At 63.1% G+C, this 12,220-nt stretch carries 10 protein-coding genes; 3 read left to right on the top strand and 7 right to left on the bottom strand.

Features of this window, described 5'->3' with window-relative positions; all coding sequences use genetic code 11:
* Nucleotides 1-35: 35 nt before the first annotated feature.
* From mshL to AB5Y47_RS10950, 5 genes are all read right to left on the bottom strand, one after another.
* A complete protein-coding gene (mshL, locus tag AB5Y47_RS10970) occupies nt 36-1,712 on the bottom strand; it encodes a pilus (MSHA type) biogenesis protein MshL (RefSeq protein WP_041212205.1) in 1,677 nt (558 codons plus the stop codon).
* 70 nt (nt 1,713-1,782) lie between these two features.
* Complete coding sequence (locus AB5Y47_RS10965) at nt 1,783-2,085, bottom strand: MSHA biogenesis protein MshK (RefSeq protein ID WP_029313533.1); 303 nt, start codon at nt 2,083-2,085, stop codon at nt 1,783-1,785.
* Between the two features lie 55 nt (nt 2,086-2,140).
* A complete protein-coding gene (locus AB5Y47_RS10960; protein WP_103259363.1) occupies nt 2,141-2,788 on the bottom strand; it encodes an MSHA biogenesis protein MshJ in 648 nt (215 codons plus the stop codon).
* A complete protein-coding gene (locus AB5Y47_RS10955; RefSeq protein ID WP_010672617.1) occupies nt 2,788-3,381 on the bottom strand; it encodes a PilN domain-containing protein in 594 nt (197 codons plus the stop codon). The genes AB5Y47_RS10960 and AB5Y47_RS10955 overlap by 1 nt, the downstream gene beginning before the upstream one ends.
* Complete coding sequence (locus tag AB5Y47_RS10950) at nt 3,381-4,244, bottom strand: MSHA biogenesis protein MshI (protein ID WP_111896477.1); 864 nt, start codon at nt 4,242-4,244, stop codon at nt 3,381-3,383. The genes AB5Y47_RS10955 and AB5Y47_RS10950 overlap by 1 nt, the downstream gene beginning before the upstream one ends.
* Nucleotides 4,245-4,364: 120 nt before the next feature.
* Between AB5Y47_RS10950 and AB5Y47_RS10945 the strand changes: the two genes are divergently transcribed.
* Nucleotides 4,365-5,279 carry a 1-aminocyclopropane-1-carboxylate deaminase/D-cysteine desulfhydrase gene (locus AB5Y47_RS10945; RefSeq protein ID WP_050498262.1) on the top strand — a complete coding sequence of 305 codons (915 nt, stop codon included), beginning with the start codon at nt 4,365-4,367 and terminating at the stop codon, nt 5,277-5,279.
* On the opposite strand, the gene AB5Y47_RS10940 is transcribed toward AB5Y47_RS10945, so the two are convergent.
* Complete coding sequence (locus tag AB5Y47_RS10940) at nt 5,276-7,195, bottom strand: EAL domain-containing protein (RefSeq protein ID WP_221436169.1); 1,920 nt, start codon at nt 7,193-7,195, stop codon at nt 5,276-5,278. The two genes, AB5Y47_RS10945 and AB5Y47_RS10940, sit on opposite strands and share 4 nt — an antisense overlap.
* A 513-nt stretch (nt 7,196-7,708) precedes the next feature.
* Here AB5Y47_RS10940 and AB5Y47_RS10935 point away from each other — a divergent pair.
* Both AB5Y47_RS10935 and AB5Y47_RS10930 read left to right on the top strand, forming a co-directional pair.
* Nucleotides 7,709-9,244 carry an EAL domain-containing protein gene (locus tag AB5Y47_RS10935; RefSeq protein ID WP_368220229.1) on the top strand — a complete coding sequence of 512 codons (1,536 nt, stop codon included), beginning with the start codon at nt 7,709-7,711 and terminating at the stop codon, nt 9,242-9,244.
* Between the two features lie 151 nt (nt 9,245-9,395).
* Nucleotides 9,396-10,493 carry a calcium:proton antiporter gene (locus AB5Y47_RS10930; RefSeq protein WP_010672612.1) on the top strand — a complete coding sequence of 366 codons (1,098 nt, stop codon included), beginning with the start codon at nt 9,396-9,398 and terminating at the stop codon, nt 10,491-10,493.
* Between the two features lie 193 nt (nt 10,494-10,686).
* Here AB5Y47_RS10930 and hutH read toward each other — a convergent pair whose 3' ends face one another.
* A complete protein-coding gene (gene hutH / locus AB5Y47_RS10925; protein ID WP_043154412.1) occupies nt 10,687-12,219 on the bottom strand; it encodes a histidine ammonia-lyase in 1,533 nt (510 codons plus the stop codon).
* Nucleotide 12,220 lies beyond the last annotated feature (1 nt).

The raw sequence follows: 12,220 nt of genomic DNA, 5'->3' as shown, positions 1-12,220 counted from the left end.
GGAGAAGGAGTGCTCAACAGGCGTGTCATCCCGGATCAGCCCTTGGGGGGATACCATTTATCGAGCAGCTCGGAGGAGCGTTGCAGCTCTTTCTGCCAGGTGTCTTTTTCCACCACGGTGGGCTTGAGCAGGATCACCAGCTCCACCTTGCGGTTGCTCTCCCGGCGGTTGGTGAAGGCCTCGCCGACCCAGGGGATGTCACCCAGCAGGGGCACCTTGCTGACAATCTCCTGCCTGTCGGTCTTCATCAGACCACCGATGACGATGATGTCCCCATTGTTGGCCTGCACTACGGTATCGGACTCGCGGATGGAGCTCTTGGCCAGCGGCAACACCAGGGGATCGGCGGTGCCGACGCTGATGGTCTTGCTCTGCTCCTCGGTGTCGATGACGGAGGGGTGGATATGCAGCAATACCTTGCCCTGCTCGTCGATCTGGGGAGTCACGTCCAGGGCTATCCCCGAGAAGAAGGGGGTCAACTCCACGTTCGGGGTGACGATGGGGGCCGAAGTCCCCGAGGTGGTGGTGGTGGTAGAGGCGTTGGTGACGAAGTATTCGTCCGTCCCCACCTTGATCACCGCTTTCTGGTTGTTGGTGGCCGTCACGCGCGGGCTGGAGAGGGTGTTCACGTCCCCCTGGGTCTTGAGCAGGCTGACCGCGACGTTGAAGTTGCCATCGGAGATGGTGAAACCGGCGCCGCCCCCCAGAGCCCGGAAGATCTGGTTGGGGGTCGAAGCGATGGGGCTGTCCATGAGGGAGCCGCCCCCCGTGATGCCCTTGCCGCCGTCCCAGCTTGCGGAGAGACCGCTCCAGTCCACCCCCTGCTCGTAACCCTCGTTGAGGGACACTTCCAGGATCCGCGCCTCCAGCACCACCTGGCGCTTGAGGTGTTCGCCGGACTGGTCCAGGAACTCGCGCACCGCCTTGAGCTCCTTGGGATAGGCACGCACCGTGACCAGGCCCGCCTGGGGACTGGTGATGACGGCCCGCCCTTCCCCTGTGCCGATCAGGGTCTGCAGGGCATCCCGCAGATCGGTCCAGTAGTCGTTGTTGCTGTCCGTCTCGATGCGGGTGCCGTTGCTGTTGGTGTTGTTGTCACCGCTGGCGGTGTTGCCCTGGCTGTTGTTGTTGCCGCTGTTGTTCAGGCCGTTGTCAAAGTTGTTGTTATTGCCATTGTTGTTGTCGTTGGCCGTCACCCCGCCTGTGCTCACCGAGGTACGGGAGAGACCGCGCCGGGCCATCATCAGGTAGTTGACCGGAATGGTCTCGGTGCGCAGACCGGCGGGATAGACGTGGAACACGTTGCCCTTGCGCTGTACGTCGAAGCCGTACATGTCGCCGACGGTCGCCAGCGCCTCCTGCAGGGTCACATCCTTGAGCTCTACCGAAATGACGCCCGCCACACCGGGATGGACCGCCACGCTGTAGCGGGAGCCCTTGAACAGGGAGCCGAAGAACTCCACCGCGTCCACGTCATGGGCCGCGATGCGCATCCGCTTCTCGGGAATGGTCATCGGCTGCTGGGGACGATTGAGCTGCAACAGCTCGCTCTGCACCGAGGGCGGCAGGGAAGTCAGGGGGGCGGTCGGGCTCTGCTCGCTCATCGCCTGCTTGAGTGCATCTTTGGCCTGTACCGGCTCGGGGTGACGATAGGTAGTGCAACCCGCCACCGCCAGCGCGAGGGGAAGCAGACAAAAAGGGTGTTTTTTCATGTTATTCGTGCACCTGACTCGCTATGAAACTCGACAAACCTGGCCCGCACCATCCCGTGCGACACCCACTTCACATCCGGATCTTGCTGCCAAACAGGGTCAGTGTCTGGCGTTTGCCCGCTTTTTCCAGCACCACGCTGTCGGCGCTGATCCCCACCAGCCGGAATCCGTTGACCTGCTGGCCGACCCGGTAGCTTTGACCGTCGAGCACCGCCAGGGCGGGCCCGCTCCCCAGGATGACGCTCTGCAACCTGGGCAGACCGGCCTCCTTGGCGACACTCGCCGCCGAGCCGGATCCCGCCAGGGGCATGGTGGGATCCTGCAGCACCTCGGCCTGGGCCTGCAGCGCGAGCAGGCTCCCCCACAGGGCCAGCCAGCGCCAGGATGGGAAGGCAAAAATGCGGGATCCCGTCCCGCCGACATGCCGCTTAACCACGGATGAACTCCTTGCTGGTGCTGAGGGTGTAGATCTCCATCGCTACCGCCGCCTTGGGATGCTCGACCACCCGGTAGTCAAAGCCCTTCCAGTAGAAGTGGCGAGGCAGGGCTTCGAGCGCTTTCAGGTACTGGTAGACATCGAAATAGCCGCCCTCCAGCTGAAGCCGGATGCCGTGCCTGAACAGGTTCACCTTCTGCTCCCCGGCCATCAGCGGCTCGGGCTTGAGGGAGGTGAGCGCCAGCATATGCAGGTTGGCGGAGCGGGACAACAGGGCTTCCAGCACAGCGGGCATTTCGTGGGCGGGGATCAGATCCACCGTCTGAGCCAGCAGCTCGGCATCCATCTGGCGCAGAGTGGTCTCGACACCGGCGAGCTGCTCGCGCACCTGGGCATCGGGATCCCGCCCCAGCCTGGCCTGCTTGCCCTGGTTTTCCAGGGTCAGGATCTCCAGATCCCGCTGCGCCGCAGCCAGGGCCTGCCGATCCTGGCCCAGCCGGGTGTCGGCGTCATCCAGCCAGCCATAGATGCCCATGGCCCCGAGCAGCACAACCCCGGTCAACAGAATGAGGATCCGCTCACGCAGGCTGAGGGCTGCGATCTGCTGCGCCCATCCCTGCCATTGTGCCTTCATGTCCATCAGGGAGTCTCCCGCGCTATGCCACTGAGCTGGAAGGCAAGCTGGCCCTCCTTGTCCCGACTCAGGGTGAGCTCGCCAAACTGCTTGCCCGCCAGGGAGGGGGTCTGTTTGAAGCGGTTCACCCAGGCGGGCACGTCCTGACTGCGTTCGGCCACGCCCGCGAGGTTGATGCGCCCGTCGCTTATTTCGATCCGTTGCAGGGAGAGGCGGGGATCCCGCAGGCGGGCAAGGTCCGCCATCACCCCCGCATAGCCCTGGGATTTTTGCAGGGAGAGGTGGCCAAGCTGCTGCATCAGCGCCTGTTTGGCCCCCAGCTCTTCCCGCTTGTCGGCCAGTTGCCGCTGCAAGTCTGCATTCGCCAGATGGCGCGCCAGCTCCGCATCGAGACGCCTGGCCTCGCCGCGCTGCACGTCGAGCTGTGCCCGTACGCCAGCCAATTCACGATCGAGGCCCTGCTGTTGCCAGCCATAGAAGAGGGTGGCCCCCAGCAGCAGCACCAGGACGCCGCCCCAGACCAACGCCATCTGGGGCAGGCTGGCCCACAGGCGTCTTGGCCGGAATTCGGCGCCATAGAGGTTGATATGGTGTTTCATCAGTCGCTCCTGCCCAGGGCCGCGCCATAGGCACTGAGGTATTCGACTCCTGCCAGTACCGCCTTGTTTGCCATGGCCGACACCGGGAAACCGAATGTCTGTTCCAGGTGACGCACCAATACCCCCATGGCGGAGGAGGCGATGGCCAGTTGCAACTGGCCGGGCTCGGGCAGCTTGAGATGGCCGGCCAGATAATCGATGGATCGCTGGATCTCCAGCGCCAGCGCGTCGAGCTGGTCGGCATCTGGCTCATGGCTGCCGGTGAGGCTCGCAAATCCACGCAACTGGCGGGAGAAACAGAGTCCGCCCCGATGGAAGACCAGCAGTTGCAGCTCCTGCCCCCGGGGTTGCCAGAGCAGCATGCGCACCATCTGGTCCGCCTCGTAGAGGGCCGTCATGGCCAGCTCGTCACTGACGATGGCCTCCAGGGTCGCCGCGCCGTTGACCGCATCCGCCACCTGCTGCACCCGGCTCTTGGGCATGCAGATAACGTTGATGCGCGGACGCCCGGCAGGGGGCGTCGGCAGATCCACATAATCCATGGCGAGCTGCAACACCGGCTCGTTGACGAAATCCTTGATGGCCCAGGGCAGGGCCCCCGCCATCTCGGCATCGGGGACGGCGGGCTTGTCGATCTGGATCTGCTGATAAAGGCTGGCCGCGAGGGCCACCCGCACCTTAGACTTGGCCAGACCGTGCCGGGAAAACAGCTCGGCCAGGGCCTTGGACCAGTCGTGGGGGCCGTTGACAGGCTGGCTGGCAAACACGGGAACGGGGTCCACGCAGGCCAGCAGAATGCGATCGCTGGCCAGCAGGATCCCGACCTGATGGCTGGAGGGAGAACGTCTGAACAGTGACTTCATCTGGATCTTCACCTGGCCGCGTAAAACGGACTAAACCTTAACATAAACAGGCTATTAGCCTCCAACTTTATGACAAACGACGCATCGACGACCACGCTGGCACCCACGGGAGACGATCCCATGGCCCCCCTTCAGCTCCCCTCCCCCCTGCACCGGATCCGGCATCCTCTGCTGGCAGCCCATGACGTCACGCTCTGGTGCAAGCGGGACGATCTCATCCACCCGACCCTCTCCGGCAACAAGTGGCGAAAGCTCAAATACCATCTGCAACAGGCACAGATGCTGGGCAAGGGCCACATCCTCTCCTTTGGCGGCGCCTACTCCAATCACATCCACGCCCTGGCCGCAGCAGGACTCAGACTGGGACTGCGCACCACGGGCATCATACGCGGTGAAGGGGATACCGTCAGCAATCCCACCCTGAAAGCGGCCAAAGGCTGGGGCATGGATCTCGTTTTTGTCGACCGGCAGGACTATCGCCGGCGCCAGGATCCCGAATGGCTTGCCCGGTTCGAGGATGACGACACACTGCTGGTACCGGAAGGAGGCAGCAGCCCGCTGGCCATCCCCGGGGTGGCCGAGCTGGTCGACGAGGTGCCCTTCTCGCCGGATCTCTGGGTGCTGCCCTGCGCCAGCGGCGGCACCCTGGCGGGGCTCATCGCGGGCAAGCGGGCGCAGGAGCAGATCCTGGCCATCGCCGTGCTCAAGGGGGCCGATTTCATCACCGGCGAGGTATGCCGGTTGCATCCGGCGGCGGCCACCACCCCAGGCTGGCGCATCGCGCTGGATCACCACGACGGCGGCTATGCCAGGTTCAGTCCGGCACTCTGGCAATGGGTGCAGGCATTCAGTGCCGAAACCGGCTTGCCGCTGGAACCCATCTACAGTGGCAAGGCGATGTGGGGGCTGTTTCGCGAACTGGCGGCAGGCCGCATTGCGCGCGGCAGCAAGATCATCTTCATCCACACAGGTGGCTTGCAGGGGCTGGCGGGCCTGCAGGAGCAGGGCCGCCTGTCACCCCGGCCGGGACGCTAGTCAGGCAGGTTGAGGGGCTCGGGGTCGGCAAACCAGGGACCTTGACCGGCATGCACGCCCAGGTGTCGCAGCATCTTCCACTCGTCGCCACTCTCCACCCCCACCGCGATGACCCGGGCCTGGGTATTGGCACAGCCCCCCACCAGACTGCGTACCGCCATCTGGTTGACCTGGCGCAGGTGGATCTCCCGCACCAGGCTGGGGTGCAGCTTGAGGAAGTGGATCTCGAACTCCTTGATGTACTGGGTGCTCACCACGTCCTGGCCCGCATGATCGATGGCAAGCCTGCACCCCAGCATGCGCATCGCCCGAAGCGGCCGCTTGAGGGCCTCGTAGTGGCGGGTCACCTGAGACTCCGACAACTGCAGGATCAACCCCTCGTTGGTACTGCGCGGCAACTGGAACAGCTCGAAGAAGAGCTCGCGCTGGAACTCGCGGGTGAGCAGGTTCTGGGCGCACAGAGAGAGGCTGATGGGGCAGCTCGATGCCGGTCGCTGGCGCAGCAGTCGCAAGGCTCGGGCCACCACCAGCCTGTCCAGCGGCAGCAGCAGACCGGCCTTCTCCGCCATGGGCATGAAGACCCCCGCCTGCAGCTCCCGGCCCTGCTCGTCGTGAAGGCGGATGAGCAGCTCCTGCTGCAACACCACCTGATCCCGCTCCTGCTGCACAGGCTGGACGTAGAAGTCGATGCCCTGCTCCTCGATGCGACGGCTGATCAGGGTGCGCCAGCGCACCGTTCCCTTGCTGCTCGCCTCCTCGTTGAGGGATTTCTCGAACAGGAACCAACCGCTGTGTCCTTGCAGGCGTGCGCTCTTGAGCGCCAGCTCTGCCTCTTCCTGCACCTTGAGCAGGGAATCCTGTGCCTGATAGCAGACCGCGCCGAGATAGACGGCGGTGTCGGCATTGACCGCTTCGGGCCAGTGCAGCCGCTGCAGACTCTTGAGCAACTGGCTGGCACCGTCCACCATCTCGCTCTCTGACATGTTCGGCAGCAGCACGGCAAAGACCTGACCGGCATAGCGCGCCTGCAGGGCTCCGCTGTGCTTTCGCACGAAGGCGGCGATGGTGGCGCTCGCCTCCATCAGGAGTTCCTGGCTCGGGCGCCCGCTCAGCTCGGGATCCAGCTCCTCCAGACCGGCCAGCTCGATCAGCAGCACACCGCCGCTGATCACGCTTGCTTCCATGATGGCGCTCTCCAGCCGGTTGTCGAAGAAGAGGCGGTTGCCGATGCCCGTCGTCTTGTCGACGAAGGCGTTGCTGCGGATGAAGTTGTCGAAGCGGCTGCGCTCCTTGCGGGCGTCGGCCAGCTCGGTCAGCAGATGGGTGAGGGCCTGACTGGCCGAAACAGGCCACTCCTCGGCAGGGTCATGGGCCAGCTTGGTCAGCTTGCCATCCAGGATCAGCTGGGCACGCTCCGCCAGCAGCTCGGCACCGCGCAACTGCTGACGGAGCCAGCGGATGGAGTACCAGAGCCCGAACACCACGATGAAGATACCCAGAGAGATGCCGAACATCGCCTTCATGGAGTACTCGAACTCCTTGAACGGCCTGTCCAGCTTGAACTCGGCCCGCATCCCGGCCTGATTGGGGATCGCCTCGCTGTAGGCGATCAGCAGGCTCTCGTCCGTCTGCTGTTGCACATCGCGAAACCAGTAGACCCGCTGCTTGTCCTGACGGATCTCCAGCTCCACCACATGGGAGGCCCGCAACAGGGAGGGCAGCCAGCGGGCAAGGGCTTGCTGGTCATCGGTCACCCCGAGCTGCTTGTCGATGATCTCCACCAGGGAGTCGACACGGTTCTGCTGCAGCTCCATTCCCATCTGGCGAAAACTGAAGACCCCGCCGAGCATCACCATGGCCATGGCCGAGATCACGCACAGCGTAATAAAAGAGACGAGTTGAGTGGTCAGTTTCATGTGCCTTTCCGTAGCCGACAGCATCCATAGGGCCTCATGGTATCAGCCCAGACCAAACGCCGCCTATGGATGAAGATCCCGCTTCTACAAATAAGCGGGCGGATGCGTCATGCGGCGCCGTTGTGCGGGCCGCAAAAGAGGCATCAAGGGAGAGAACGAGGGGACACAGGCTGAGGAGCGGACAGAAAAATGGTCCCACAACGGGGACCAAAAGAAACACTCATATCAAAACTAACACTCTGTGCTACTGACAAAAATAGATACAGGAGTATTGAACACACGGTGAGTCAAACCGCACCGCTACTTTAGCCACTTCAGATAAGCTGGACAATTGTCATTTATGACAGGTCAGCGATTGAATCTTGTTCAGGTGTGTAGCCATATCCTTTATTTATCAATTAATTATCGTTTTTGTTCCAAGTGTGACCAACTTGGCTCAAATCGATGCAGCTAATGCTATGATGCTTGAGTCTCAATCGGGTTGTTTCATTTCAGGGAAGAAGGGGGCCCACCATGTCTGCACGATCTCCGTTATGGATTCCTCTGGGCCTCTTCTGTTTGCCCCCGCTGCTGATGCTGTTGCTCACCCCCCTGTTGAGCGACAAGCTGGCTCACCACCTGTTGCAGACAAAGGAAAGGGCTCTGCTCGACTACCAGCAGGAGCGCAACCAGCTCCTGGATCACGATGTCCCCGCTCAACTCGCCCACTTTGCCTTCGATTGCGGCCCCAAAGACATGGCGCTGCTGCGCTCACCCCAGTATTACAACCGCCATATTCGCCTGGCCGGCCTGCAGCTTGCCAACGGGAGCGGCTGCTCCACCCTGGGCCCCGCCCTGCCCCAGCTTGCCGACGCCGGCATACCGGTCTCCCCCGACTTTCATATTTCCAGCACGGCCCCCATGTTCGATACCGAACGCGAAACCCTGGTCTATGCGAGACGCAACGGCAATCTGGCCTATTGGGTGCTCGACAGCAGCTGGAGCCATGAGCTGCTGCGCACCCCCTGCAACGACTGTTTCTACCTGGAGTTCAACCACAAGCACCCGACCCAGTCCGGGCTCTTTTTCCCCCGTGGCAACAAGCACATTCGAGAAGAGGCACACCCGATGCGGCTGCTCAGTTTCGACCCCCAGCATCAGGTGGAACAGACCCTCTGGGCTGGCGAGGCACTGAAACGCTACGCCCGCTCACAGATACACCGTTATGGCCTCTGGTCGGCCGGGGCGCTGGGGGCGCTGCTGGCGGCCCTCTACTGGAGCCTTAGAAACTACCGGCGCTCCCTCAAAGGATTGCTGCAAAGAGGGCTGGCTCGGCGGGAGTTCATCCCCTTCTATCAGCCCATAGTGGACAGCAGAAACCGAAGGGTGGTGGGATTCGAGGCCTTGCTGCGCTGGCAGCGAGGACGGGATTTGGTGTCGCCAGGCACCTTCATCGCCTATGCGGAGGAGCAGGGGCTGATCCTGCCGATGACGGATCAACTGCTGGAGCGCATCCTGGCGGATCTCCCCGTCCTGGCCCCGCACCAGTGGGTCAGCGTCAATCTGGTGGCGGGCCATATCGAGCAACCTCGTCTGCGCACCCAGTTGCAGCGCCATGGCTGGCCCTCGCCGGCCCGCCTCACCTTCGAACTCACCGAGCGGGATCCCATCAAGCACATCCAGGGGGCCATGGCGGAGATCGCTGCTCTGCAGGAGAGGGGCTATCACTTCAAGCTGGATGACTTCGGCACCGGCTATGGCGGCTTTGCCTACCTGCAACGGCTCGGCATTCGCCAGATCAAGATCGACAAGATGTTCGTGGATACCATAGGCACGGACGACCTCAAACGCAGCGTGCTGGATGCCACCATCGCTTTCGGCCTCAAATCGGGCATGGAGATGATCGCCGAAGGGGTCGAAACCCAGGAGCAGGTGGATTATCTGCATCGCCACGGAGTCCACCTGATCCAGGGCTACGTCTATGCCAAGCCCATGCCCCTGAGCAAACTGAAGATCTGGCTGATGGCATGGCAAGAGGGCGAGACAACCAGCCCCTCCGACCCGCACTGAGGCGGTACCTGCCCCGCCTCTCACCCTTTGCAACAAAATGATGCTCCGCATGAGGAGCATCTCCCCTTATCATGGGTCTGTGCACCCTGGGTGCACCAAGTCGCTCCATACCCCGTCGGCCGAGGCCGCCCCGAGATGAGAACCACTGCCTATGAAGTCTTTTATCCGACAAGAGATTGCTCTGCCTGCCGGTCTGCTGACCCTGCTCTTCTTCAAAACCCTGGGGAGCGACCTGCTGGCAGAGACAACCCCCCTTGCGGTCTACCTGCCGGTGTCGCTGGCCCTGCTTGCCATCGTGACCTGGGCCATCTTCTCCGTCGTGCGTCACTCTGACGCCCTCGCCATCAAGCTCGGGGAACCCTTCGGTACCCTGATCCTGACCCTCTCGGTCATCTCCCTGGAAGTGGTGATGATCTCCTCCGTCATGCTGACCGGCGATCCCAATCCCACCATGGCCCGCGACACCATGTTCGCGGTGGTGATGCTGGTCACCAACGGTCTGGTGGGCTTCACCCTGCTGTTTGGCGGCTGGCGCTATCACACCCAGAACTTCAATCTGGACGGGGTCAAATCCTATCTGGTGGCCATCATTCCCCTGGCACTGCTCTGTCTGGTCCTGCCGAACTTCACCCAGGGCGGCACCCTGGGCAGCCTCTCCAAGGCCATGTCATGGATGCTGATCATCATCTCCATCCTGCTCTATGGTGTTTTCCTGCTGATCCAGACCCGCAGCCACAGCCACTTCTTCGTCGACAGCGATCACGAGGATCTCGAGGATCACCACGGCCCGCTGCAGAGCAACGTCTATCACACCCTCTTGCTGCTCGCCTACCTGGTGGTGGTCATCCTGCTGGCCAAGACCCTGGCTATCCCCATCAACTACGGGGTGCACGTGATGGAAGCCCCGATGGCACTGGGTGGCTTCATCGTCGCCTGTATCGTACTGGCCCCCGAAGCGGTCGGCGCCATCAAGGCGGCCTTCAACAACCAGTTGCAGCGGGCCATGAATCTCTACTTCGGCTCCGTGCTGGCCACCATCGCCCTCACGGTACCCTCCGTGCTCTTCATCGGCTCCCTGATGGGGCAGGAAGTGCGCCTGGGCCTCTCCCCTGCCGACATGGTGCTGCTCATCACCACCCTCATGGTCTGTAAAGTGACCTTCAGCAGCGGCCGCACCCACGCCCTGCACGGCGCCACCCATCTTGTGCTGTTTGTCGTTTACCTGTTCCTGATGTTTGAACACGGATAAGGCTGCCAGCACTCACCCCAGTGCTGTTCGTGGTTTATCTGTTCCGGATGTTTGAACACGGATAAGGCCGCCACCACCTGCCTGCTGCCACTCTGCGCAGCGCGCTTCCGATGGCCCCGACGCGGAGCGCGGGAGACGGAAATGAAAAGACCGCCCCATGGGCGGTCTTTTTTATGGTTGCTCAAGCTCCAATTCAGAGGCTGGGCAGAGTCCCGGCCGGGATCAGGTCGTTGTAGCTGGCACGGCCCAGCAGGGCGGCGGCCGCCTCGATGTCCGGTGCAAAGTACCTGTCCTTGTCATAGAAGCTGACCTCTTCCCGCAGACGGCCCTTGGCCAGCTCGATGAGCTCGGTGGAGCGCAGGGGTGCGCGGAAGTCGAGCCCCTGGGCCGCTGCCAGCAGTTCCACCGCCAGGATGCCACGGGTGTTCTCGGCCATGTCCGCCAGCCGGCGACCGGCAAAGGTGGCCATGGAGACGTGGTCCTCCTGGTTGGCCGAGGTGGGCAGGCTGTCCACCGAGGCCGGGTGGGCCAGGGTCTTGTTCTCGGAGGCGAGCGCCGCCGAAGTGACCTGGGCGATCATGAAACCGGAGTTCACCCCGCCGTTGTTCACCAGGAAGGCCGGCAGGCCGGACATACGCGAGTCGATGAGCAGCGCCATGCGCCGCTCGGACAGCGACCCGATCTCGGCGATGGCCAGGGCCAGGTTGTCGGCGGCAAAGGCCACGGGTTCTGCGTGGAAGTTGCCGCCGGAGATGATCTCCTCATCCTCGGCAAACACCAGGGGGTTGTCGGAGACCGCGTTCGCCTCGCACACCAGCACCTCGGCGGCCTGACGGATCTGGGTCAGGCAGGCACCCATCACCTGGGGCTGACAGCGCAGGGAGTAAGGATCCTGCACCTTCTCGCAGTTGTGGTGGGACATGCCGATCTCGCTGCCGTCCACCAGCAGGTGGCGGTAGCAGGCGGCCGCATCGATCTGGCCGCGCTGACCGCGCACCTCGTGGATGCGGGCATCGAACGGCCGGCGGCTGCCCAGCGCCGCTTCAACGCTCATGGCACCGATGGTGATGGCACCGGCGTAGAGATCCTCGGCATGGAACAGCCCTTCCAGCGCGAAGGCGGTGCTCGCCTGGGTGCCGTTGAGCAGGGCCAGCCCCTCTTTCGGCGCCAGGGCAATGGGCTCCAGCCCGGCAATCTTCAGGGCAGTGGCGGCGTCGATCAGCTCACCCTTGTGACGGGCCTTGCCTTCACCGATCAGCAGGCAGCTCATATGGGCCAGGGGCGCCAGATCGCCGGAAGCGCCGACGGAGCCCTTCTTCGGCACCACGGGGTAGACCTCGGCGTTGATAAGGGTCATCAGGGCCTCGAGCACCGTCAGCCGGATGCCGGAGAAGCCACGGGCGAGCGAGTTGACCTTGAGCACCATCATCAACCGTACGGTGGCGTCCTCCATGTACTCGCCAATCCCTGCCGCATGGGAGAGCACGATGGAACGCTGCAGCTCGTCCAGCTGCTCCACCGGAATGCGGGTGTTGGCCAGCAGGCCAAAGCCGGTGTTGATGCCGTAGACCACCCGGTTTTGCTCGATCACCTTGGTGACCACGGCGGCGGAGGCGTGGATCCCCGCCAGGGCAGCCGGATCCAGGCTGACATGTACCGGCTCACGGCTGACACGGCGCAGGGTGGCGAGGCAGAGTTTGCCCGGTTGCAGATTGAGTTCGAACATC

The sequence above is a fragment of the Aeromonas sp. R7-2 genome (assembly GCF_040908105.1).
In the GTDB taxonomy this organism is placed as follows: domain Bacteria; phylum Pseudomonadota; class Gammaproteobacteria; order Enterobacterales; family Aeromonadaceae; genus Aeromonas; species Aeromonas caviae.
The sequence above is the reverse complement of the archived record's forward strand: the minus strand, read 5'-3'. Positions and strand labels throughout refer to the sequence as shown.